Source organism: Actinoplanes sandaracinus, from assembly GCF_030009775.1.
GTDB classification, from domain to species: Bacteria; Actinomycetota; Actinomycetes; order Mycobacteriales; family Micromonosporaceae; genus Actinoplanes; species Actinoplanes sandaracinus.
Window position 1 is genome coordinate 242,497 of the sequence record NZ_JASCTH010000008.1, and the last position, 22,238, is coordinate 264,734.

27 protein-coding genes are annotated in these 22,238 nt (G+C 70.9%); 12 read left to right on the forward strand and 15 right to left on the reverse strand.

The features are described 5' to 3' along the window. Positions 1–8: 8 nt before the first annotated feature. The 3 genes from QLQ12_RS14680 to QLQ12_RS14690 all read right to left on the reverse strand — a co-directional run bounded on the left by QLQ12_RS14680 (position 9) and on the right by QLQ12_RS14690 (position 1,685). Positions 9–167: a hypothetical protein gene (locus tag QLQ12_RS14680; RefSeq protein ID WP_282760246.1), complete on the reverse strand. Its 159-nt coding sequence runs from the start codon at positions 165–167 to the stop codon at positions 9–11. 130 nt (positions 168–297) lie between these two features. After that, positions 298–972 carry a DUF6758 family protein gene (locus QLQ12_RS14685; protein WP_328518278.1) on the reverse strand — a complete coding sequence of 225 codons (675 nt, stop codon included), beginning with the start codon at positions 970–972 and terminating at the stop codon, positions 298–300. A gap of 65 nt (positions 973–1,037) precedes the next feature. Beyond that, positions 1,038–1,685: a TrmH family RNA methyltransferase gene (locus QLQ12_RS14690; RefSeq protein ID WP_282760250.1), complete on the reverse strand. Its 648-nt coding sequence runs from the start codon at positions 1,683–1,685 to the stop codon at positions 1,038–1,040. Between the two features lie 486 nt (positions 1,686–2,171). Between QLQ12_RS14690 and trxA the strand changes: the two genes are divergently transcribed. The 4 genes from trxA to QLQ12_RS14710 all read left to right on the forward strand — a co-directional run bounded on the left by trxA (position 2,172) and on the right by QLQ12_RS14710 (position 6,167). Next, the gene (gene trxA / locus QLQ12_RS14695) at positions 2,172–2,594 is read left to right on the forward strand and encodes a thioredoxin (protein ID WP_282760252.1); all 423 of its coding nucleotides are present in this window, start codon (positions 2,172–2,174) and stop codon (positions 2,592–2,594) included. 123 nt (positions 2,595–2,717) lie between these two features. Continuing rightward, a complete protein-coding gene (locus QLQ12_RS14700; protein WP_282760254.1) occupies positions 2,718–4,667 on the forward strand; it encodes an intein-containing Rv2578c family radical SAM protein in 1,950 nt (649 codons plus the stop codon). A gap of 322 nt (positions 4,668–4,989) precedes the next feature. Then, positions 4,990–5,397 (forward strand): CoA-binding protein, encoded by a 408-nt coding sequence (locus QLQ12_RS14705; protein WP_282760256.1) that lies wholly within the window; start codon positions 4,990–4,992, stop codon positions 5,395–5,397. Positions 5,398–5,615: 218 nt separating this feature from the next. Further along, positions 5,616–6,167: a DUF4190 domain-containing protein gene (locus QLQ12_RS14710; protein WP_282760258.1), complete on the forward strand. Its 552-nt coding sequence runs from the start codon at positions 5,616–5,618 to the stop codon at positions 6,165–6,167. 41 nt (positions 6,168–6,208) lie between these two features. Here QLQ12_RS14710 and QLQ12_RS14715 read toward each other — a convergent pair whose 3' ends face one another. From QLQ12_RS14715 to QLQ12_RS14725, 3 genes are all read right to left on the reverse strand, one after another. Beyond that, complete coding sequence (locus QLQ12_RS14715) at positions 6,209–7,147, reverse strand: SDR family NAD(P)-dependent oxidoreductase (protein WP_282760259.1); 939 nt, start codon at positions 7,145–7,147, stop codon at positions 6,209–6,211. Between the two features lie 108 nt (positions 7,148–7,255). Then, the gene (locus tag QLQ12_RS14720; protein WP_282760260.1) at positions 7,256–7,873 is read right to left on the reverse strand and encodes a hypothetical protein; all 618 of its coding nucleotides are present in this window, start codon (positions 7,871–7,873) and stop codon (positions 7,256–7,258) included. Between the two features lie 116 nt (positions 7,874–7,989). Next, entirely contained in the window at positions 7,990–8,895 is a 906-nt protein-coding gene (locus tag QLQ12_RS14725; RefSeq protein ID WP_282760262.1) for a DMT family transporter, read from the reverse strand. A 134-nt stretch (positions 8,896–9,029) separates the two neighbouring features. Here QLQ12_RS14725 and QLQ12_RS14730 point away from each other — a divergent pair, with 134 nt between their 5' ends. The 5 genes from QLQ12_RS14730 (at position 9,030) to QLQ12_RS14750 (ending at position 13,499) form a co-directional block, all read left to right on the forward strand. Then, the gene (locus QLQ12_RS14730; RefSeq protein ID WP_282760264.1) at positions 9,030–9,728 is read left to right on the forward strand and encodes an HAD family hydrolase; all 699 of its coding nucleotides are present in this window, start codon (positions 9,030–9,032) and stop codon (positions 9,726–9,728) included. 99 nt (positions 9,729–9,827) lie between these two features. Beyond that, positions 9,828–10,322 carry a hypothetical protein gene (locus tag QLQ12_RS14735; protein WP_282760266.1) on the forward strand — a complete coding sequence of 165 codons (495 nt, stop codon included), beginning with the start codon at positions 9,828–9,830 and terminating at the stop codon, positions 10,320–10,322. Between the two features lie 196 nt (positions 10,323–10,518). Continuing rightward, positions 10,519–11,796: a magnesium transporter MgtE N-terminal domain-containing protein gene (locus QLQ12_RS14740; protein WP_282760268.1), complete on the forward strand. Its 1,278-nt coding sequence runs from the start codon at positions 10,519–10,521 to the stop codon at positions 11,794–11,796. Between the two features lie 47 nt (positions 11,797–11,843). After that, positions 11,844–12,317 carry a DUF1003 domain-containing protein gene (locus QLQ12_RS14745; protein WP_282760416.1) on the forward strand — a complete coding sequence of 158 codons (474 nt, stop codon included), beginning with the start codon at positions 11,844–11,846 and terminating at the stop codon, positions 12,315–12,317. A gap of 21 nt (positions 12,318–12,338) precedes the next feature. Then, positions 12,339–13,499 carry an Mrp/NBP35 family ATP-binding protein gene (locus QLQ12_RS14750; protein WP_282760270.1) on the forward strand — a complete coding sequence of 387 codons (1,161 nt, stop codon included), beginning with the start codon at positions 12,339–12,341 and terminating at the stop codon, positions 13,497–13,499. On the opposite strand, the gene QLQ12_RS14755 is transcribed toward QLQ12_RS14750, so the two are convergent. Together QLQ12_RS14755 and QLQ12_RS14760 are read right to left on the reverse strand one after the other, a co-directional pair. Continuing rightward, positions 13,496–13,909 carry a Sec-independent protein translocase family protein gene (locus tag QLQ12_RS14755; RefSeq protein ID WP_282760271.1) on the reverse strand — a complete coding sequence of 138 codons (414 nt, stop codon included), beginning with the start codon at positions 13,907–13,909 and terminating at the stop codon, positions 13,496–13,498. The genes QLQ12_RS14750 and QLQ12_RS14755 overlap by 4 nt on opposite strands. 70 nt (positions 13,910–13,979) lie before the next feature. Then, positions 13,980–15,263 (reverse strand): S1C family serine protease, encoded by a 1,284-nt coding sequence (locus QLQ12_RS14760; protein WP_282760272.1) that lies wholly within the window; start codon positions 15,261–15,263, stop codon positions 13,980–13,982. Between the two features lie 253 nt (positions 15,264–15,516). Between QLQ12_RS14760 and QLQ12_RS14765 the strand changes: the two genes are divergently transcribed. Further along, positions 15,517–16,125: an O-methyltransferase gene (locus QLQ12_RS14765; protein ID WP_282760273.1), complete on the forward strand. Its 609-nt coding sequence runs from the start codon at positions 15,517–15,519 to the stop codon at positions 16,123–16,125. Here the strand turns inward: QLQ12_RS14765 and QLQ12_RS14770 are convergent. Further along, positions 16,090–17,508: a leucyl aminopeptidase family protein gene (locus QLQ12_RS14770; RefSeq protein ID WP_282760274.1), complete on the reverse strand. Its 1,419-nt coding sequence runs from the start codon at positions 17,506–17,508 to the stop codon at positions 16,090–16,092. The two genes, QLQ12_RS14765 and QLQ12_RS14770, sit on opposite strands and share 36 nt — an antisense overlap. A 77-nt stretch (positions 17,509–17,585) precedes the next feature. After that, a complete protein-coding gene (locus tag QLQ12_RS14775; RefSeq protein WP_014694782.1) occupies positions 17,586–17,753 on the reverse strand; it encodes a DUF3117 domain-containing protein in 168 nt (55 codons plus the stop codon). Between the two features lie 274 nt (positions 17,754–18,027). On the opposite strand from QLQ12_RS14775, the gene QLQ12_RS14780 reads away from it, so the two are divergent. Together QLQ12_RS14780 and QLQ12_RS14785 are read left to right on the forward strand one after the other, a co-directional pair. After that, complete coding sequence (locus QLQ12_RS14780; protein WP_282760280.1) at positions 18,028–18,840, forward strand: PaaX family transcriptional regulator; 813 nt, start codon at positions 18,028–18,030, stop codon at positions 18,838–18,840. Further along, positions 18,837–19,625 carry an enoyl-CoA hydratase-related protein gene (locus QLQ12_RS14785; protein WP_282760281.1) on the forward strand — a complete coding sequence of 263 codons (789 nt, stop codon included), beginning with the start codon at positions 18,837–18,839 and terminating at the stop codon, positions 19,623–19,625. The genes QLQ12_RS14780 and QLQ12_RS14785 overlap by 4 nt, the downstream gene beginning before the upstream one ends. 3 nt (positions 19,626–19,628) lie before the next feature. Here QLQ12_RS14785 and QLQ12_RS14790 read toward each other — a convergent pair whose 3' ends face one another. The 5 genes from QLQ12_RS14790 to ndhC form a co-directional block, all read right to left on the reverse strand. Then, on the reverse strand, positions 19,629–20,141 hold the full coding sequence (locus QLQ12_RS14790; RefSeq protein ID WP_282760282.1) for a hypothetical protein: 513 nt from the start codon (positions 20,139–20,141) through the stop codon (positions 19,629–19,631). Between the two features lie 7 nt (positions 20,142–20,148). Further along, a complete protein-coding gene (locus tag QLQ12_RS14795) occupies positions 20,149–20,724 on the reverse strand; it encodes a DNA-3-methyladenine glycosylase I (RefSeq protein WP_282760284.1) in 576 nt (191 codons plus the stop codon). Then, positions 20,721–21,224: an SRPBCC family protein gene (locus QLQ12_RS14800; protein ID WP_282760286.1), complete on the reverse strand. Its 504-nt coding sequence runs from the start codon at positions 21,222–21,224 to the stop codon at positions 20,721–20,723. The genes QLQ12_RS14795 and QLQ12_RS14800 overlap by 4 nt, the downstream gene beginning before the upstream one ends. Then, positions 21,221–21,667, reverse strand: coding sequence for a DivIVA domain-containing protein (locus QLQ12_RS14805; protein WP_407651482.1), 447 nt, complete (start codon positions 21,665–21,667; stop codon positions 21,221–21,223). The genes QLQ12_RS14800 and QLQ12_RS14805 overlap by 4 nt, the downstream gene beginning before the upstream one ends. 70 nt (positions 21,668–21,737) lie before the next feature. After that, positions 21,738–22,115 (reverse strand): NADH-quinone oxidoreductase subunit A, encoded by a 378-nt coding sequence (gene ndhC, locus QLQ12_RS14810; RefSeq protein WP_282760288.1) that lies wholly within the window; start codon positions 22,113–22,115, stop codon positions 21,738–21,740. Positions 22,116–22,238: the final 123 nt, after the last annotated feature.

Here is a 22,238-nt window from a genome sequence, read left to right on the forward strand (position 1 = left end):
TAGAGATGCTATGCGACGAGGTCGGTGAAGAACGTGCCGAAGCCCTCGGCGATGTCAGCGATCGTGCCTCCGAGTGACTCGAAAACCGACGCGGCCGATCTCGGGTTGAAGGCGATGAAGAAGATCAAGAATGCAATGCCAAGCCAGGTGAGGACCTTCTTGATCATGGCGGGCCTTCTCCTCCGGTGCGGGTTGCGTTCAGCGCCGCGGCAATACTGACGGTATCAGCTTCGTCGCTTCGTGTGAACAAAGTGGCCAGAAAGTCGATTGCCATAGCTACAGGTCACACCTTAGGGATCAGGCCCTGCCATGCAGGTACGGCGACGGCGCTCCGAACACGAGCTCGGGCGGCACACCCTCGGAGAGGTCGTGCAGGACGACGTGCTCCGCGAGAAGATAGCCCGCACTCGCGGGCCACGCTACCGCATAGAGCCACATTCCCTTTGCCTCACTCACGTAGGCGCTTCGATCTTCGGGTGACTTGACACACCACAGTGGAGTCGGATGCCCAGCCGCCTTGATCTTCGCATGTGGACCGGCGTGCGAACCACGGTCGGCCAGCGCCTCGGAGAGCAGATGCCCGGGGTCGATCCCGGGTATCCCGGCGAACCTGGTGCCCAGGCCCACGCCCGGCTGCTCGGCGATCAGGACCAGGTCCGCGGGCCCGCCGCCGAGCGGCTCCGGACCGCTGCAGGCGAGGGCCGTCGCCCGGACCCCGGACCGGTCGTCGCCCGACCAGCCGACGCCGGTGACCATCCACCCGGCGGGCAGCGGCCACGGGCACCACAGCGGGATCCGCTCCGCGCTCGTCGCCGATTCCCGCAGCACCGTTCCGACTATCTCGGCGCTGATGTGCTCGGCGACGTGGAACGGCGGAACGTCGCCACAGTCGTCGCACCGCCAACTGCTGTGCATCAGATCCGGCTTCCGGACCTGAGCGGCACATCTGGGGCAACTCACTGTGACACCCACACTCCATACCGTGCTGGTCGCGCGGCGCTCCGTCAAGCGAATCGGCGGAAGACGGGCCTATCCAGTCACTCCGGGGGCGGTCCGGCGTGTGCGCGGACCCAGGCATGCATGGCGATCCCGCTGGCGACCCCGGCATTGATCGAGCGGGTCGAGCCGTACTGCGCGATCGAGAAGAGTTGCGCGCAGGCCTTCCGGGCCGGCTCGGACAGCCCGGGCCCCTCCTGGCCGAAGAGCAGCACGCACCGGCGCGGCAGCGTCGTCGTCTCCATCGGGCGGGAGCCGGGGAGATTGTCGATGCCGATGACCGGGAGGTCCGTGGACGCGGCCCAGGTCACGAAGTCCTCGATCGTCGAATGGTGCCGCACGTGCTGGTAACGGTCGGTGACCATGGCGCCGCGGCGGTTCCACCGGCGCTGGCCGACGATGTGGACCTCCGCGGCCAGGAAGGCGTTGGCGTTGCGCACCACCGTGCCGATGTTGAAGTCGTGCTGCCAGTTCTCGATCGCGACGTGGAAGTCGTGGCGGCGGGTGTCGAGATCGGCGACCACGGCCTCACGGGTCCAGTACCGGTAGCGGTCCACCACGTTGCGCCGGTCGCCCTGCTCCAGCAACTCGGGATCCCAGTGGTCGCCGACCGGCCGGGCACCCATCCAGGGACCGACACCGACTTCGATGGATCGATCATCGCTGGTTTGGTCGCCGTCCGCCGTCATGGGGCGTTAGGCTACCGACTCGACCACGGGTCACCATCAGGTGATCATGGGATGCGGCTGGCCGAACGAAACCGGCAGGGGACGCAATGAGCGGCGGGGCCCTCCCCGGCACCCGCCGCCCACGCTCTGTTGGGAAAGAGTTTGCCTTACCGTCCGTATCCATGTGAAGGACTTTCAGATGTGAGCCAGCTCACATTTAGGTTAGTTAACTGTTTCAGGATCCTCTCGGGATCGCTCCCACACGCGGGGCGCAACCTGGTCAAATCGCCTGGATGACATGATCGGATGCAGAATCGTCAACTCGATCGTGTCGGCAAGCAGACACCAAGCGCCTACATTCAGTTACCATTGGTCGCCCATGGTCGTTTGACGATCCGAAATCCCGAAGGGTGCCGTACACCACGTGTCGCGGCGCCCGGTACGGGAATGATGAGTGGGTGCCCGGAGTTTCACCCGACGAAAGCGATTCCCGCAGACGGAGGCATCATGGCGACGGTTACGCTGACCGCAGCGAACTTCGACGAGGTCACCAGTAAGGACGGCATCGTCCTGGTCGACTTCTGGGCCAGCTGGTGCGGGCCCTGCGTCCGCTTCGCACCGACCTACGAGCGCTCCTCGGAGAAGCACCCCGACATCGCCTTCGGCAAGGTCGACACGGAGGCGGAGCAGCTCCTGGCGGCCAAGTTCGACATCCGGTCGATCCCCACGATCATGGCGATCCGCGACGGCATCGTGGTCTTCTCCCAGCCCGGCGCGCTTCCCGAGTCGGCTTTGGAGAGCCTGATCGAGAAGGTGCAGGAGCTCGACATGAACGAGGTGCGTGACCAGATGTCCGCACACAGCAAGGCGGCACACGGCGACTCCGCCGAGGCGCCGGCCCAGGACCAGCCGGCCACCGCGCGCGGCTGACCAGCGACGCAGAGGGCCCGTGGACCGGTTCGGTCCGCGGGCCTTTTCGTGTGGCCTCCTTTGTGTACACCTGTTCGAGGAAAGCCATGGACAGGCCCTAGAACGTGTGTTCGAATACGTGCCATGCGATGGTCCCACCTGTCGGCTCGGCCCGGCGACTCGCTCTCCGACAGGGCGGCGCCGGCGGCCCCACCCCTGCCGCTGGCGCTGCCCGGCGCGACCGTCCGCACCTTCGACACACCCGGCTTCGCGGGGATGACGTTCTACGAGATCCGCGCGAAATCCCTGATCAACCGGGTCCCCGGGGCGTCGCGGGTGCCGTTCGAGTGGACCCTCAACCCCTACCGCGGCTGCTCGCACGCCTGCACGTACTGCCTGGCCGGTGACACGCCGATCCTGCTCGCCGACGGTTCCACCCGGCCGCTGGCCCAGATCCGGCCCGGCGACACCGTGATGGGGACCATGGGGGCGGGCGCCCATCGGCGTTATGTGCCGACCACCGTCCTCGACCACTGGGCCACCAGCAAGCCCGCCTTCCGCGTCACCCTGGCCGACGGCACGCGCCTGGTCTCCAGCGGAGATCATCGCTTCCTCACCGACCGCGGGTGGCGGCATGTCAGCCCCGCCGAGCCACACCTGCCGGCCCTGGCCGTCGGCGACCTGATGTTCGGGGTGGGCCGCTTCGCCGAGCCGCCCAAGGAGTCGCCCGACTATCAGGCCGGATTCGTCTGCGGTCTGGTCCGCGGCGACGCGTCCGGCGCCGGTGTGGCCGCCGAGAGCGACGCCTGGATCCGGGCCGACGGCTACCTCGACGACGTCTCCCTCACCGAGGCGGTGCGCTGGCCCGATCTGCCGGCCGGTGACTGGTTCCGGGGCTTCCTGGCCGGCGCCTTCGGCGCGGTCGGCCGCACCGACCGCCTGGCCGTGGTCTTCGAGAGCGGCGACCCGGCCTACCTGCGGCGGGTGGCGCACGCGCTCACCCACCTGGGCCTGATCGCCCGTGGTCCCGGCCGCGTCCGGCCCGGTTCCCTCGGCCGGGTCCAGACCGAGCGCCACCTCGACGCCGCGCTGCGTTTCCGGCATCTGACCGGCGCCTCGATGGGCCCGCTGGACGCCTCCGGGGTGGGCGTGCGCCACGAGCGGCGGCTCGCGGTGGCCGACATCGAGGACCTCGGTTTGACCCTCCCGCTGTTCGACATCTCGACCGGCACCGGTGACTTCATCGCCGACGGTGTGGTCAGCCACAACTGCTTCGCCCGCAACACCCACACCTATCTCGACCTCGACGCCGGCCACGACTTCGACACCCGGGTGGTGGTGAAGGTGAACGCCGGCGAGCTGATCCGCCGCGAACTCGCCGACCCACGCTGGACCGGCGCACCGGTCGCGATGGGCACCAACGTCGACGTCTATCAGCGGGCCGAGGGCCGTTACCGGTTGATGCCGGAGATCCTGGCAGCGCTGCGCGACCACGCCAACCCGTTCTCGATCCTGACCAAGGGCACGCTGATCCTGCGCGATCTCGGGCTCCTCCGGCAGGCGGCCGAGGTGACCCGGGTGAGCCTGGCCTTCTCGGTCGGCTTCGTCGACGAGACTGTCTGGCGCTCGGCCGAGCCCGGCGCCCCGAGCCCGCGCCGCCGCCTGGAGGCGGTCCGCCGGCTGACCGACGCCGGGTTCGAGGTCGCGGTCCTGATGGCGCCGATCCTGCCCGGCCTCACCGACACCGAGGAGTCGATCGACGAGACCGTGGCCGCGGTCGCGGCGGCCGGAGCGACCGGCGTGACACCACTCCCGCTGCATCTGCGGCCCGGCGCCCGCGAGTGGTACGCGGCTTGGATCGCCCGGGAGCACCCCCGTCTCCAGCCCCGCTACCGGGAACTCTTCGGCAACGGCTCCTACCTGCCACGCGCCTACCAGGACGAGATCAACGCCCGGGTCCGGATGGCGGCCCGCCGGCACGGCCTGCACCGCCCCGCGCCGGCCACGGCCCGCGGGGAGACCGGCACCGGCGCGCGGCCCGGTCCGGTCGCCCCGGCCCGCGCCGCCCACACCGACCAGTTGACCCTGCTGTGACGGCGCTGACCGGCCCTCCCACGGTGGCTGCCGCCCGTTCAGCGCCACCGGGCCACGCCGCACCAGGGCGGCCACACCCGGCCGAACCACCAGGTCGGACCACACGCCGCCAGGCACCGTCCGGCCGGGCCGCACCCGCCACGCACCGCCAGGGCCGGGCCACACGCCGCCAGGCACCGCCAAGCTGGCCCGCACCCCGCCAGGCACCGCCAAGCTGGCCCGCACCCCGCCAGGCACCGCCAGGCCGGCCCGCACATCGCCAGGCACCGTCCGGCGGGGTTCGAGCGATTTCGGCGATCGGGAGCGCGGCTAGAGTTGCCGGATGCGGAGTGCCCAGCAGATCCTCGCCGAGGCGAGCGTCATCGCGGTGGTCGGAGCGTCCCGCGACGCCCACAAGCCGGCCCATACGGTGCCGTTGCAGATGCTTCAGCACGGCTGGCGGATCATCCCGGTCAATCCCTTCGTGGACGAGGTCTTCGGCGTCCCGACGGTGCCCACGCTGGCCGACATCGGCGAGCCCGTCGACCTGGTGAACGTGTTCCGGCCGGCACGCGACGCCGTGGAGGTGGTCCGGCAGGCCATCGCCGTCGAGGCGCCCGCGGTGTGGCTGCAGAGCGGCATCGTCTCGGCTGAGGCCCGGCGGCTCGCCGAGGAGGCCGGGCTCGACTATGTCGAGGACAGGTGCCTCGCCGTCGAGCGCGCGGTCGGCCGCCTCACCAGGCGGTCCTGAGCCCGCAAAAGCTGTGCGAGGAAGACCACGGGGCCACGGGACTTGGCAGGACCGGCAAAGATGGGGGCTGCCCCGGCCCACGGTTCAGGAAGCGGCCGAGAGCCACCGGCCACCACCACGACCACATGCGATACCACCGTCACACCCGTGACGGCCCTTTATCGCTGTCTGCCTCGGCCACCGGAATGTACGGTGCGAGGACTCAAGGAGGACGTCCCATGACCTACCCCCCGGCCGACGGCACGCCGGATCCGTACCAGCCGTCGCAGCCACCACCCAGCGACCCGACTCTTCACTACCCGCCGCCCTACACTCCGCCGCCGTCGAGCCCGGCGCCCTTCAGCGGTGCGGGTTACCCGCCGCCGCCGCCGAACCCGGCGCCGTCCAGCGGTGCGGGTTACCCACCGCCGCCCGGCTACCCGGCCGGTCCGCCGGTGGACAAGTCGCCGTTCGGTGACCAGGGTCAGTTCGGCGCTCCCGGTTACGGTGGCGGCCCGGGTTACGGCACTCCGTACCCGAATCAGGTGATGCCGACGAACACGATGGCGATCCTGGCGCTGGTGTTCGCCTTCGTCTTCTGCCCCGCCGCGATCGTCTTCGGCCATATCGCGAAGAAGCAGATCGCGCGCACCGGGGAGCAGGGCAGCGGGCTCGCCACGGCCGGCCTCATCCTGGGCTACATCTTCACGACGATCATGGTGCTCTACTGCGCCGCGGTCGGAGTGGCCATCGCCTACGGCATCAACGAGGGCAACACTTCCGGCTACTGAGATCGTGCCGGCCGGAGACCACCGGCCGGCACGGACACGACTCAGCGGAACTGGGCCTCGCGGACGCTGTTGCCGCCGTCGACGACCAGCATCTGGCCGGTGATGTAAGACGCGGCCGGCGAGCACAGGAACGTGACCGCCGCGGCGACCTCGTCAGGTGTCCCAGGACGGCCGATCGGCGTGCCCAGACCCTGTTTGATCTCGGTCACCGTGGAGGCGGCCGTGTAGATCGTGCCGGGCGCGACACAGTTGACGTTGACGCCGTCGGCGACGAGTTCCATCGCGAGGGCGCGGGTCAGGCCCACCACGCCGGCCTTCGCGGCCGCGTACGCCGCCTCGGTGGGCAGCGCGTTCACCGGGCCGGCGGTGGCGGAGAGGTTGACGATCCGGCCCCAGCCCTGCTCCGCCATGCTGCCGACGAACGCGCGGCTGCACAGGAACGCGGTGCTCAGGTTGCGGTCGATCTCCGCTTTCCACTCGTCGTAGGTGAGCTGGGCCACCGGGCGGAGCACCTCGGGGCTGGCCCGGCTCGCCAGGCCCGCATTGTTGACCAGCACCTCGACGTCGCCGAGTTGGTCCGAGATGGCGTCGGCGAGCGCGCCGACCTCGGCCTCGTCGGTGAGATCGGCCACGAAGCCGGTCACACCGAGCTCGGTGGCGCGTTCATGGATGCGGCGGGTGGTGGACACGATCGCCACCCGGGCACCGAGGTCACGCAGGCGGCGGGCCGTCGCGTACCCGATGCCGTCGGGGCTGCCGGCTCCCGTGACGAGGGCGACCTTGCCGTCCAGGCGGAGAGTGACCGGCGCGTCGCCGGACACCTCGACCAGTTCCGCCTCGACGAGGTCCTGCATGTCGGTGCCGGCCGGGCGATCCGAGTCGGTTCCGGGGGTGCCGGAACGCGGTGGTCGGCCGGCGGCGGGGCGGGTTGTGTCGCGCCGGGACGGACTACCCCCGGTGGAACGGGCGTCGAAGACCATGCGGCGATCCTGCCTGCTCCGGGAGGCCGGGGCAAACATCGCGTCACCGTGGCGTTCGCGGCGACCCCAATCCGACAGGCGGAAAGAGGGGTCCGAAGCGGCCGGAAATCAGTTCGTGGGCAGCGGCCGGACAGGCCCTTCTTCGACGATGACCAGCGGCGCTTCGTCGCCGTAGCGGTCCCGGAAACCCCGGCGCGCCGAGTCCGGGTCGCGGGTTCCGACCTCCACACCCGCACCATCGTGGCGACTACCGACCGTGGTGATCCGGGTGCCCTGAGACGTCCAGTAGGGCAGATCGGCCACCACCCGGTCGTGCCACTCGGTGAGTTCCGCCGCGCCGTGGGCGGCATCCCGCACCACGATGCAGGAGTCCTCGGCGCTGCCGCGGATGAAGTCGTCGAAAGCCGCCGACGGTACGCGGTACACGATCGCCCGCACCTTCGCCTGATCGACCTCGATCCCGGCGAAGCTATCGGCGAACCGCTCGCGCCCGCCACGGTCGATCCGCTCCATCGCGGCGGCGAGCCGCGGCGGCGTCACCGGAACCCGGCGACCCCCGGACGTCGTGTACTGCGCCGGGCGGCTGAACTCGCACCCAGCGGTGCGCCAGCCGCCGGTCAGCCCGGTCCGCTGCGCCGAATCGTCGCCGCCGCCCTCGCCGCAGCCGGGGACGGTCATGACGAACACTCCGGCGAGCAGCAGCCGGACCACTCGTTCGCGATGCATGGCATCCCCCTTCAATACCCGCCCCGCCCGCCGGCCGCCAGCGGGACAGCGCCGTCGGCCGTGACAACGAGCGGCCCGGGTCGACGTTTCGTCATCGAAGGGGAGGATCAGCTCCTTTACCGGCGGATTAGCTTGAAAGAGGCCTGACCGAGAATGAACACCGCGACCCCGGCCACGAGCAGCAGCAGGCCGGGAAGCGACTCCGCCCGCGGCACCTGGTCCAGCCACCACCAGGCGAGGAACGCCGCACCGGGCACCTCCAGCAGGATCAGGACGCTGACCGTGGTCGCCGAGGTGTGCTGGAGCGCGTAGTTGAACATCGAGTGCCCCAGCAGCTGGGCGCCCGCCACGAGGCCCAGGATCGCGGCCCAGGTGCCACCGTCGTACCCGCCGAGGTCCACGTCGAAGGCCAGGCAGACGGCGAGCAGCACGACCGCGCAGGTGCCGTAGCAGATCCAGGTGTAGGTGGTGGTGCTCAGCTCCACCCGGGCCCGCTCGCCGAGCGCCGTGTAGACCGCCGCCGCCATCGCACCGAGCAGAGCCAGCACGTCGGCGAACACGGCCTGCGCGGACACGCCGACGTCCACCCCGGTCGCCCAGGCCGCCCCGGCCACCGCGAGTCCGATTCCGATCCACCCGGCCGCCGGCAGGCGCCGGCCCTGTGCCGCCGCGATCAGCCCCTGCCACACCGGCTGGGTGGCGACCAGGGCGGTCGCGGTGGCCACTGAGCCCAGTTGCACGCTCGGCATCCAGGTGGCGAAGTGTGCGGCCAGCGTCAGCCCGGCCAGCACGCTGAACACCCCGGCCGGACCGCGGGCCGCCCGTCGCACCTCGGCCCGGCGCGGGCCCAGCGCGATCGGGGTGAGGACCACGACGGCGATCCCGTTGCGCCAGAACGCGATCGCCAGGGCCGGGGCGGCCGCGAACGCGATCAGCGGCGCCGACGACGACACGGCCAGGACCGCGACGGTCAGCGCCAGGGCGGTCGGCGCGGCCACTTGGGCTGATGAACGCACATTCATCCCCGGCCATCGCTTCTTGCGCGGTCGTGCCGCACAGTTTGCGACTGTCTATTGGCGGACAGTGACGGAGTCGATACAGTCACCGACGGCTCCTCGCCTGTTTCAAACTTTCGATGCCCTGGAGGCCGATTTACATGCCCGCGTACCGTGCGGTCGTGTTTGACTTTTTCGGCACATTGACCCGGTCTGTGCAGCGCGGTCCTCAGCACGCCGCCATCGCCCGGTCTCTCGGCGCCGATCCGGAGGCCGTGACCGGCGTCCTCGACCGCACGTTCCGCGCCCGTGCCTGCGGCCGGTACGGGTCCGCCGAGGCCACCCTCCGCTGGGTGATCGAGCAGGCCGGCGGCCGCCCACGCCCCGGCGCCATCCGTGCCGCCATGCCGGCCCGTGTCGACGCCCTGCGCGCCGACACCCAGCTGCGACCGGATGCGATCAGCGCCCTCACCGCCATCCGCAGCCGTGGCGTGCGCACCGCCGTGGTCAGTGACTGCACCCACGAACTCCCCGCCTTCCTGCCCGGTCTCCCGGTGGCGCCGCTGCTGGACGCTCAGATCTACTCGGTCGAGCTGGGCGTCTGCAAACCGGACCCGGAGATCTACCTCGCCGCCTGCGACCGGCTCGGCGTGGCCCCGGAGGACTGCCTCTACGTCGGCGACGGCGGCAGCCACGAACTCACCGGTGCCGCCGCCGTCGGCATGACTCCGGTCCGGCTGGCCGCTCCCGATCTCGCCAACCATCTCGTCTTCGACGCCGACACCAACTTCGCGGGCCGCACGGTCCGCTCTCTCACCGACGTCCTCACCGTGCTCGGCCCGGTCCCCGCCCTCGTCTGACCCGGTGTGGGCGGGCGCGTGCCGCTGCCCCTCTCCGGTCGCACATTCGCTCGAGCGGCGGGCGGGGTGCCGGCGGGTGTGGCGTGGGAGGATCGGACGGTGAGTTCTGGGGTGCTGGAAGAGGCGATCAAGAAGGCGGCCATCGCCTGGATCTCGGTGGCGGACGGGCCCGCCTACGCGCTCTGGTGCATGCCGGTCGAGACCTCGCTGATGGTCGTCAGCGGGCCCGGCGAGCAGTTCGCTGCGGGGCTCGCCGAGGCGCAGCGGGCCACGGTCCGGCTGCGCGGCGACCACGGTGGCCTGATCGTCCTGGCCGAGGCCACCGTGACACGGCTGGTCCCGGGCAGCGACGAGTGGAACGAGATCGCCCCGCAGGTCGCCGCCAAACGGCTCAACGCGTCCGGCTCGGCCGACGAGGTCGTCGCCCGCTGGGCCGCCGACGGTTGCGCCCTGGTGCGCCTGACGCCCGCCGCCGAGACCGCGGTCGGATCCGCCGGTGTTCCGGCCGAGTCCCATGCCGGGCCGCCCCGGGAGACCCCGGCGCGCGTCGAGACCCGTCGCCCCTTCCGCCTTCACCGGGTCCGCAAGCGCTGACCGGCCCGCAGTGGCGGCGGGGCGGGCGTCTCCGAACGGTGGAACTCCCGGGCCGGCACGCGGGTGCGCCGCATGAGCGTTTCTGGCCGCCGAGCACCGCGGCAAGCGGTTTACCGGTCCGTGGCCGATCCGTGAACACGTTCACGATCTCGTACGCCAAGGTGGACATGTCCGAACCCTGACCTAGTCTGGGGTCGTGACCATGGGGACGAGGGTTTACCTGGCCCGCCTCGCCGGTCTGCCGGTGTTCGATCCCAACGGCGATCGAGTCGGGCGGGTGCGTGACGCGGTGGTCCGCCTGCGCACCACGAACCGGCCACCCCAGGTGGTGGGGCTGGTCGCCGAGATGGCGCTGCGCCGCCGCATCTTCCTGCCGATCGGCCGGGTGACGAGCATGGACGCGGACGCCGTGGTGCTCAGCACCGGCACCCTCAACCTGCGCCGGTTCGAGAAGCGGCCCAACGAGTTGCTGGTCCTGGAGGATCTGCTGGACCGCCGGGTGACCGTGGTGCCCGAGCACGGCGACGGTGAGGATCACACCGGCATCGTGCTGGACATCGGCATGGAGCTGAGCCGGAACACCGAGTGGTTGCTGACCCGGGTCGCGGTCCGCGAGCACACCGGCCGGCTGGCCCGGCGCGGTCACGTCTACCAGGCCGAGTACGAACGGGTGCGGGGCCTGGTCGGCCCGGCCGAGACGCAGGGCACCTCGAACCTGATCGCGCTCCTGGACCAGATGCGGCCGGCGGACATGGCCAACGCGCTGCAGGACCTGCCGGACGCCCGCCGTAACGAGGTGGCCGCCGCCCTGAACGACCGGCGGCTGGCGGACGTCCTGGAGGAGTTGCCGGAGCACGACCAGGTGGAGATCCTGGCCGCGCTGGGCCGGGAGCGGGCCGCCGACGTGCTGGAGCGGATGGACCCGGACGACGCCGCCGACCTGCTCGCCGAGTTGCCGCATGCCGAGCAGGCGGTGCTGCTCGACCTGATGGAGCCGGATGAGGCGGCCCCGGTCCGGCAGCTGTTGAACTACCGGCCGGGCACCGCGGGCAGTGTGATGACCTCGGAGCCGGTGATCCTGACCCCGGACACGACGGTGGCCGAGGCGCTGGCCCGGATCCGCAATCCCGAGCTGTCGCCGGTGGTCGCCGCCCAGGTGTTCGTGGCCCGGGCGCCGGCGGCCACGCCGACGGGTAAGTACCTGGGCATGGTGCATTTTCAGCGATTGCTGCGAGAACCGCCGGCGTCGATCGTGGGCGGTCTGGTGGACAGCGGCATCGAGCCGTTGCGCACCGAAACGGGACTGCTGGAGATCACCCGGCGGATGGCGACGTACGACCTGGTGGCGATGCCGGTGGTGGACTCGACGCACCGGCTGCTGGGCGCGGTGACGGTCGACGACGTGCTGGACCACTCGCTGCCCCGGGACTGGCGTGACCGGGACGCCCACGGCGACGAGCTGGTGACCCCGTGAGCGAGAACCGGCGTGACCGTCTGGACCAGCCGCGCGACCCGGGCCGGATGCGGCTGCCGAAGTTCGACCCGGAGGCGTTCGGCCGCTGGTCGGAGGGCATCGCGCGGTACATGGGGACGGCGAAGTTCATCGTCTACATGACGGTGCTGATCGCCGCCTGGTTCGCGTGGAACACCCTCGCACCGGTGCGGCTGCGCTTCGACCCGTACACGTTCACGTTCCTGACGTTGATTCTGTCGCTGCAGGCGTCGTACGCCGCGCCTCTGATCCTCCTGGCGCAGAACCGGCAGACGGACCGCGACCGTCTCGCGATGGAGGAGGATCGCCGCCGCGCGGCGATGCAGAAAGCGGACACCGAATTCCTGGCCCGCGAGATCGCCGCCCTGCGGATCGCGCTGGGCGAAGTCGCGACCAGGGATTTCCTCCGCTCCGAGCTGACCCGGCTGGCCGATGAACTGGACGAGGCGGCCCTGCGCCGGGAGAAGCGGGCACGTATGGAGTGGGAGGAGGACCACCCCTGACCGCTGGGTAGAGTCGACAGCATGGCTCCGCCCACACACCCCGCCTCCACGCTCGAGGACGCCATCCAGGCCGCTCTGGCGACCGTGGACGACCCCGAGATCCGCCGCCCGATCACCGACCTCGGCATGGTCGCCGGCTTCACCGTGAGCGACGGCCTGGTCAAGGTCGATCTGCTGCTGACGGTCGCCGGCTGCCCGTTACGGGACAAGCTGACCAACGACATCACCGCCGCCCTGACGAAGATCCCGTCGATCGACCGGGTCGAGATCAACTTCGGGGTGATGACCGAGGAGCAACGCAAGGCGCTGCAGACCACGCTGCGCGGCGGCGGGGATTCGGCCGAGCCGGTCATCCCGTTCGCCCAGCCCGGCTCCCGGACCAGGGTGTACGCGGTAGCGAGCGGCAAGGGTGGCGTCGGCAAGTCGAGCGTCACCGTGAACCTGGCCGCGGCGCTCGCCCAGCGGGGTCTGTCGGTCGGTGTGATCGACGCGGACATCTACGGCCACTCGGTGCCGCGGATGCTCGGCGTCGAGAGCAAGCCCACCCGCGTCGAGGAAATGATCATGCCGCCGCAGTCGCACGGCGTGAAGGTGATCTCGATCGGCATGTTCACCTCCGGCAACGCCGCGGTGGTCTGGCGTGGCCCGATGCTGCACCGCGCGCTGCAGCAGTTCCTCGCCGACGTCTACTGGGGCGACCTGGACGTGCTGCTGCTCGACCTGCCGCCGGGCACCGGTGACGTGGCCATCTCGCTGGCTCAGCTCCTGCCGAACGCGGAGATCCTGGTCGTGACCACCCCGCAGATGGCCGCGGCCGAGGTCGCCGAGCGGGCCGGCGCGATCGCCCTGCAGACGCACCAGCGGCTGGTCGGCGTGGTGGAGAACATGTCGTGGCTGGAGCTGCCGGACGGTTCGCGCATGGAGGTCTTCGGCACCGGTGGCGGTCAGACGGTGGCCGACTCGCTCAGCAAGACCATCGGCGCTCGCGTGCCACTGCTGGGTCAGATCCCGCTGGACACCCGGGTGCGTGAGGCCGGTGACGCCGGCACCCCGATCGTGCTGGCCGACCCGGACGCGCCGGCGGCCAAGGCTCTCGACGGTGTCGCCGACAAGCTGGCCGTCCGCCGGGAATCCCTCGTCGGCAAGCCCTTGGGTCTGCTGGTCAACGCGCGTAAGTCTTAGGTCGCGTCGAGGTCGTAACGCTGCGCCGGTCGGGGAGTCTCGGCCGGCGCGGTCGCTTTCGGGGAGCTCCTGAAGTCGGTGGCGGCCGCGACCTCGTCGAATTCGCTCTTGACCCCGTTGAGGTCCTGCTTCACGTCGTCGTAGAGGGTCTGCAGCGGCTTGCGGATGGCCGCCTCGTCGTCCTCGCTGAGCAGGTGCTTGCGGATGAACGCCTTCGGGTGCAGGTCCTCGAGCTGGATGTCCGTGCCGAGCTCGCGGCTCAGGTCGGTGGTCGCGTTCTGCGCCATGGAACGCAGCCGGCGCAGCAGGCGCATCCCGTCGCCGAGCACCTTGGGGAGACGTTCCCCGAAGATGAACAGCGCGACCAGGAGCAGCGCGCCGATCTCCCAGCCGTTCAGATTTTCGATCACGTCCGGCCTCCCAGGCTTCCCGGCCCAAGGGTACGCACGATCGCTGTGCGATCGCAGCCCGGCCGGGGCATCAATTGGTGTCCGCCGCGAGGGTCACCGAGGCGGACGAGGGCTTGCTGCCGCGGCGGTACTCGACCGCCACGACCGAGCCGGGAGCATACTTGCGGACCATGGCGATGAGGCCGGTCCCGTCGTCCAGCGGGCGCCCGTCGAGCTTGGTGACCACGTCGCCGGCGCGCAGGCCGGCGGCGGCCGCCGGGCCACCCGACTCGACCGCGCGCAGCCGGGCGCCACTGGCCGCCTCACCGGTGATCACCTCAGCGCCGATCACGGTACGCCGGGCCTTGCCGGTGTCGATGATGTCCTCGGCGATCCGCTTGGCCTGGTTGATCGGGATGGCGAAGGCGAGACCGATGTTGCCGGCCTCGGTGGTGCTGCCGCCGACCGAGCGGATCACCGAGTTGACGCCGACGACCTCACCCGCCGCGTCCACCAGCGGGCCACCGGAGTTGCCCTGGTTGACCGCGGCGTCGGTCTGGATGGCCGCGTAGTAGCGGGTGGTGCCGCTCTCCTCGCCGGCCTGGATTGTGCGATCGAGGGCGCTCACGATGCCGGCCGTCACGGTGTTGACCAGCGCGAGGGGTGAACCGAAAGCGAGCACGTGGTCACCGACCGCGATCTGGTCGGAGTTGCCGAGCGCGACCGGGGTCAGCCCGTCCTTTGCGACTTTGATCACTGCGAGGTCGGACTCCGGGTCACGGCCGATCAGCTTCGCGGCGGCGGTGGAGCCGTCGTGGAACGAGACCGAGAGGGAGCTGTCGCCGCCCTCGACCACGTGGTCGTTGGTGATCACGTAGCCGTCCGCGGAGACCACGAAACCGGACCCGATCGCCCCGCTGACCCGCACCGTCACGACGCTCGGCTGCACCCGCTGGACCACCCCGCCGAACGATTCCTCGGCCCGCTGGGCGGACTCCGGGGTGTTCTGGCCGGGCGCGCCGAGCGCGGTGCGGCCGGCGTCGACATAGCCGCCCTTGACCGCGAAGAGGAAGCCGAGCGTGCCGCCGACTCCACCTGCCAGAAGGGCTGTGACCAGGCAGATCACCATGATCGAGGCGAGCGGCCGGCGAGGCGCGTCAGGGTTGGGCGGCGTGTCCAACTGCGGGCCGCCGGTGGGCGGCGGCGCCGGCAGGACGACTGCCGAGGGGGCGTACGGATCACGCCAGGGATCGGTGAGCGCGTCGGACCACCAGGGTGACGCCGGCGAGCCCGGGGGCGGGCCGTACGGCTGCTGCCGCGGGTCACCGGAAGAAGGGGACGTCGGTGGCCGACTCCAGTTCCAGCCGTCGGTCACGTCGGTGCCTCCACTCCGCTCAACCGGCTCCGCGCCTCCAGGATGACACGGATCCGCCGGTTCACACCTTGCCACGGGTTCGCACATGCGACGAGTGCACTGTTTATGCATCGACGGCGCGGTGCATCACCGGAGAACATCGCTCTACTCTCTTATCCGATGTGCGTGGTTGGTCCGCGAGCATCACCACTGTTGTACGGAGGTCGTCATCATCGGTCCCGCTCGTTCATTCGGTCAGCCGGCGGCGCAATCAATGCCGTTCGCGGAGACCTACGCCACCGAGGACCCGGTTCTGCAGACCGCGCGTGCTTTGGCACACGAGCTAGGCCTGCCCTGTGTCTCGCCGGGCGCCGGCTCGGTGCTGAGCGTCCTGGCCGCCGCCGGCAGCGCCAAGGCGGTGGTCGAGATCGGCACCGGAACCGGCGTCAGCGGGATATGGCTGCTCCGCGGCATGCGCCCGGACGGGGTCCTCACCACCATCGACGTCGAGCACGAGCACCAGCGGATCGCCCGCCGGATCTTCGTGGAGGCGGGTTACGCCCCCTCGCGGACCCGGATCATCAGCGGCCGCGCCCTCGACGTGCTGCCCCGGCTCGCCGACGGCGCCTACGACCTGATCTTCGTGGACGCCGACACCACCGAGTTCGCCGCCTGCACCGAGGCCGCGCTGCGCCTGCTCCGGCCGGGCGGGGTGCTGATCGTGAACGGCGCGCACGCGAACGGGCGGATCAGCGACCCGTCCGCCCGGGACGTGGACACCCTCACCGTCCGGGAGACGGTGAAGGCGATCCGCGAGTCGGAGGAGTGGATCCCGGCCGTGATCCCCTCAGGCGCCGGCCTGCTGACCGCTGTGAAGCGCTGAGAGGTAGTTCAGGAGCGTCCGGGCGCCCCAGCCGGTGGCGCCCTTGGTCAGCTCCCGATCGTGCGCCTCGGACCAACTGGGGGCGGACATGTCCAGATGCGCCCACCGGGCCTCGCCGAAGAAGTCGCGCAGGAACAGGGCGGCCATCACCGCGCCCGGTCCGGCCGGGGCGCTGATCCGGTCGGCGATGTCGCTGCGCAGGTTGTCGTTGTAGTCGTCGGTGAGCGGCAGCCGCCACATCTGCTCACCAGCCGCCGCCCCCGCCGCGGTCAACGCCGCCGCCAGTTCGTCGTCGGGGCTGAACAGGGCCGCCGTGCGCTTGCCCAGGGCGACCGCGTTCGCCCCGGTCAGGGTCGCCAGGTCGATCATCAGGTCGGGTCGCAGCACCTCGGCCGCGTAACCCAGCGCGTCGGCCAGCACGATCCGGCCCTCGGCGTCGGAGTTGGTGTTCTCGCTGGTCGAGCCGTCGTAGTGGGTGATCACGTCACCGGGGCGGAAGGCGGAGCCGCTGATCGCGTTCTCGGCCAGCGGAACGAGCGCGGTCACCCGCACACCCAGGCCGAGGTCGGCGGCGCCGAGGATCGCGGCGACCACCGCGGCCGCGCCGCCCATGTCCTTCTTCATCAGCTTCATGCCGTCACGCGGCTTGATCGAGATGCCGCCGGTGTCGAAGGTGATGCCCTTGCCGACCAGGACCACGTGGGTGGTCGCGCCGGGCGGGTGCCAGGAGATCTCGACGAACACCGGCGGGGACACCGAGCCGGCGCCGACGGCCCGCAGGCCACCGAACCGCTCCAGCTCGTCGCCGGCGCGCACGGTCACGGTAACGCCGGCGCGGCTCGCGGCCTCGGCGACGACCTGGTCGGCGAACCACTCCGGGTTCTTCAGCGACGACGGCGTGTTGGTCAGGTCCCGGGCGAGCCAGGCGGCACGAGCCGCGACATGCGCCCGGGTGAGGCTCTCGGCGTACACCCCGGGCTTGTCGGCGATCAGCCGGACCTCGCCGGACCGGACCGGCAGCACCCCGTCGCGGTATCGGTAGCCGCCCAGCCAGAGGCCCTCGGCCAGACCGCGCAGCGCCGCCGGGGCGAGCCCCTGCGGAGTCAGCACCTCCAGCGCCTCGTCGTCGCCGGCCTCCCGGACGGCGGCGGCTCCCGCCGCGCGCCAGCCCGCCTCGTCGCCGGAACCGACGCCGGCCAGCAGCACCCGCGACGGCCGTCGCAATGGACGCGGCAGCACCATGACCTGGCCCGGCTCGATGCCGGCGGCCAGCGCGGCAGCCTCGGCGCCGACCTCTCCCGGCGCGTGCGAGCCGTCCGGTCCGACCGGAACGACCCAGGTGGACGCGTCGTCGGCAACGTCCGTCAATCGGATTGCGAACACGGGAGGATGACCTTTCCGTAAGACATGGAAAGCCCGCCGGTACGGGCGGTACCGTACCGGCGGGCTCGCGTGAAACGTCAGCCGGCGATCGACTTCAACGCGTCACCCAGCGCGCTGGCCTCGTCCGGGGTCATCTCCACGACGAGACGGCCACCACCCTCCAGCGGGACGCGCATCACGATGCCACGACCCTCCTTGGTGACCTCCAGCGGACCATCGCCCGTCCGCGGCTTCATCGCCGCCATCTTGTCTCCCCTCAGACCTACGTCAGGGTCGGTGGGTTACCCCACAGCCACTTGCTCCTGGAATGCCAGCAGCCACGTCACGTGCTCAGCCCCACATGACGCGGTGCTCGTTTCCGATCGGCGGCCCGCTCAGGCCGTTTCACGTCTTCACGCGCAGCGGCCCACCGTGCCGATCAAACATTTTCCCTGATGAACACCGGCGAACCCAAACCCAGCCCGGGCGGATGTGACAGCGTCTAGCATATCGTCTTTCGGGCTGTCACAATGTGCGGTCATGCAGGCGCGGTCCGCACTCTTCGACCTGTACGGCGACTACCTGCGCGCTCGTGGTTCCCGAGCCCCGGTGTCCGCCCTCGTCAGGCTGCTGGCCCCGCTCGACATCGCGGCTCCGGCGGTCCGCACCGCCGTGTCGCGAATGGTGCGACAGGGATGGCTGCATCCGCTGCGCCTGGCCTCCGGACCGGGTTATCTGCTCACTCCGAAAGCCGCTCGCCGGCTCGACGAGGCGGCCGCCCGGGTGTACCGAACCGGTCGCGGCGGCTGGGACGGCCGCTTCGACATGATCCTGTTGCACGAGCCGGTCGCGCGCCGGGACGCGGCCCGTCTCACCTATCTGGGCTACGGGCCGCTCAGCGAGCAGGTCTGGGTGGCCCCCAAGGCCTCCGAAGAGGTCGAGGCCCTGCTCAACGAGGCCGGAACCGGGTTCGAGCGGTTCAGCGCCAGCCACACCGCGGGCTCGCCCGGCGCGATCAGGATCGTCGGCCGGGCCTGGGATCTGGGCCAGATCGGCCGGGCGTACGAGGAGTTCGTCGAGTCGGCGCGCCCCGCCATGAAAGCGATCACTCCACGCAGCACCGACGAGGAGGCGTACGCGGCCCGGTTCCGCCTGGTGCACGGCTGGCGCTCGTTCCTCTTCCACGACCCGCAGCTGCCGCCCGCCCTGCTGCCCCCGGGCTGGCCGGGCGTCAAGGCGGCCCTGTTCTTCGACAAGCACGCCACCCGGCTGCGTCCCGCCGCCGACCGGCATGTGGAACGTTGCCTGCAGTCGGCCGCCCGTGGGGGACGTGTGGGATTCTCAGAACCATGACCGATGTCCTGCTCGTCGACCGCACTGACGCGGTCGTCACCCTGACCCTGAACCGCCCCGAGGCGATGAACTCGTTCACCGTCGACCTCAAGGAGGCGTTGCGGGACACCCTCGCCCAGTTGGAGAGCGACCGGTCGTGCCGCGCGATCGTGCTGGCCGGTGCCGGCAACGCCTTCTGCGGCGGCCAGGACCTGCGCGAGCACGCGGCGCTGCTCCAGTCCGGCGCGACCGACCTGAACACCGTCCAGGTGCACTACAACCCGATCGCCCAGCGGCTGGCCAGCATGCCCAAGCCGGTGATCGCGGCGGTGCGCGGGATGGCCGCCGGGGCGGGCGCCTCGCTGGCCCTGCTCGCCGACTTCCGCATCGGCGGCCCGAAGACCAGCTTCCTGATGGCGTTCGCCAACGTGGGCCTGGCCGGCGACAGCGGCATCTCCTGGTCGCTGCCGCGCATCGTGGGGCACGCCAAGGCCGTCGAGCTGCTGCTGCTCGCCCAGCCGGTCAAGGCCGACGAGGCCAACCGGATCGGCATGCTCACCAGGCTGCTCGACGACGACGAGCAGGTGCTGCCGGTGGCGCAGGAACTCGCCGCCCGGCTGGCCGCCGGCCCGACCGTCGCCTACGGCGCGATCAAGCGGGAGCTGTCCATCGGTGACGCCGGCACGCTCTCGGACGCGCTGGCGGCCGAAGCACAGGCGCAGGCGATCTGCGGCGCGACCGCCGACCACCAGGCCGCGGTGAGCGCCTTCCTCAACAAGCAGAAGCCGACTTACCAGGGCCGCTGACCGTTACTCGTCGTCGTCTTCCTCTTCGGGGTCCTGGTTCGCCTCGGCCCCGAGGACGAAGGCCTGCATGGCCAGCTCGTCCCCGGACGGCCAGACATAGGTCGGCAGCTCCACCGGCCCCAGCTCCAGCACGTGCGACCAGAACTGGCGCACCGCCTCCGCCGGGTTCACCGCCTCGATCGGCAGCGCCACACTGACCAGCCAGGCCTTCTTGTCGGCCGGGCCGCCCAGCCGGGCGGAGAACCGCCGGAACGTCTCCTCGTCGACCGGGCCGGCCGAGAGCCCCTCGGCGGGGACCGGCTCGTCGAAGGCCCGTCGCAGGTACCACAGCGCGAACTCGCCGCCGTCCGCCTTCTCCACCCGGGCCAGAGCCACGACCTGTTCCCCGGCGACCAGCAGGACCTCGTCACCGACCGAAGCACCGGCCGGGCCGTCCGCCAACGTCACCACATCGTGCTGGAACAACCGCTCGGTCGCCCACTGCTCGTCCGGAATGATTACCACGAACTGCGCCATGGGAACATCACATCACGGGCACCCAGCAGTCTGCGAGGTGGTCGTCGACCATGCCCGTGGCCTGCATCAACGCGTAAGCGGTGGTGGGGCCGACGAACTTGAAGCCCCGCTTCTTCAGCGCCTTGGCGAGGGCGGTGGACTCCGGTGTCACCGCGGGGACGCCGGCCCGGTCCAGCGGCCTCGGCCGGGCCGGTGGCGCGAACGACCAGAGCAGCTCCGACAGACCCTCCGGCAGGCCGGCCGCGACCCGGGCGTTGTGCAGGGCGGCGTCGACCTTCATCCGGTTGCGTACGATGCCCGCATCGGCCATCAGGCGGGCGGCGTCCGCCTCACCGAACTCCGCCACCTTCGCGATCGAGAAACCGGCGAAGGCCGCGCGGAAGGCCGGCCGCTTGCGCAGAATGGTGATCCACGACAGCCCGGACTGGAAGGCCTCCAGGGTGAGCCGCTCGAACAGCGCGTCGTCGCCGCGGACCGGCCGGCCCCACTCGTCGTCGTGGTAGACCACGTAGTCCGGCGAGCCGCCGCCCCAGAAACAGCGCGGGCGCCCGTCGGCGCCGATCACGATCCCGGAGTCGGTCACGGCAGGCGGCCCTGCTCCACCAGGCGGGCGAACTTCCGCAGCGCGCCGGTGAAGCCCAGCTTCGAGCCAGGCCAGAGGACCGGCCAGGCGATCTTGCCGACCGGGCCGGCCGGCAGGTGGAACCACTCGTGCAGGACGATCTGGGTGCGGTCGCCGGACATCGCGGTGCACCGCATCGCCCCGGGGCCGCGTAGCACCTTGCCGCAGTGCACGACCCGGACCTCGTACGGCGCGTTGACCTTGACCACCCGCAGTTCGTCGCGCAGGATCGCCGGGCCGATCGCGGTGACCGCCTCGACCAGGCTGCCCTCGCCGCCGTCGCCCTCGACCACCCGGACCCGGGTGAACGGGATCCACTCGGACTGCTTCTCCCAGTCCAGGAACGCGGCGAAGACCTTGGGCGCGGGCGCGTTGACGATCACCGTGGCGGTGACCTCGCCGGCGCCGGGACTGGCGGCGTCGCCGAACCCCTCTGGGCCGGCCTCCGGATCGCTGCTCATCGCTTCTCCACCGGCTCCTGCTCCTCGGACGGCGCCATCGGGATGACCACCGGCGGCGGCGTGACGGCGGGCTGCGCGGCCGGGGCCAGCGCGGCCTCTCGGGCCTTGCGCAGCGCCTCGGCGTCCTCGGTACGGCCCTCGCGCAGCGCGGCCACCTCGGCTTCGAGGACGCCGATCAGCTCGCTCTTGTAGCCGATGTCGTACGCCGCCCGCTGCAGCGCCTGATCGACCTGCGCCATCCGGTACCCCCGCCAGACGGTGTCGAACCTGGTCCGGGAGATGTCCTCCTCGCCGAGCGGGCGGTCGCTGGGCAGCGGAACCGCACGGCCGTCGGGCTCGACCGGGGTCAGGCCGGAGTCGCCCCCGCTCAGCAACACGGTCACACCGAAGACGATCGTCGCGACGACCAGAGCCACGACGATGAAGAGCAGAAGCTGACCCATGCGCACGATGTTGACATGTCCGCTTTCCGTAGGCGAGACCGCCACCCGGTCCGCGGCCTCCGGCGAGCGATCAGGTCCAGGTCAGGATGCGCTTGCGCCAGGCGTACAGGATCCCGAGCGCGAGCACGGCGACGAAGATGCCCATCTCGGCGATGGCGAGCCCGCCGAATCCCGGCCGGTCGAAGATCAACGCCCACGGGAAGAGAAATACGGCCTCCACGGCGAAAAGCACGTAAAGGTACGCGTACACGTAATACCGGATCTGCGCCTGCGCCCAGTCTCCGCCGACCGGATCGATGCCACTCTCGTAGGAGATCCGCTTGCCCGCCGGCTCCGCCGGATTCGAGGGCCGCAGCAGGCGGTTCGCGCCGAAGGCCGCCACGAACAGCAGCACACCGGCGAGGAGCACAAGGCCCAGGGTGGCGTACGAACCGAGATATCCGTCCACGATCGGGGAGCCTATAGGACGCAACCAGTGAGATCGGGTAGCTGGTTGTTTGCCGTCACGGCTACCGTGGGCAACGGTCTGCGGCCCCTTCGTAAGGAGTGGCGACGTAGTCTGGACGTGACG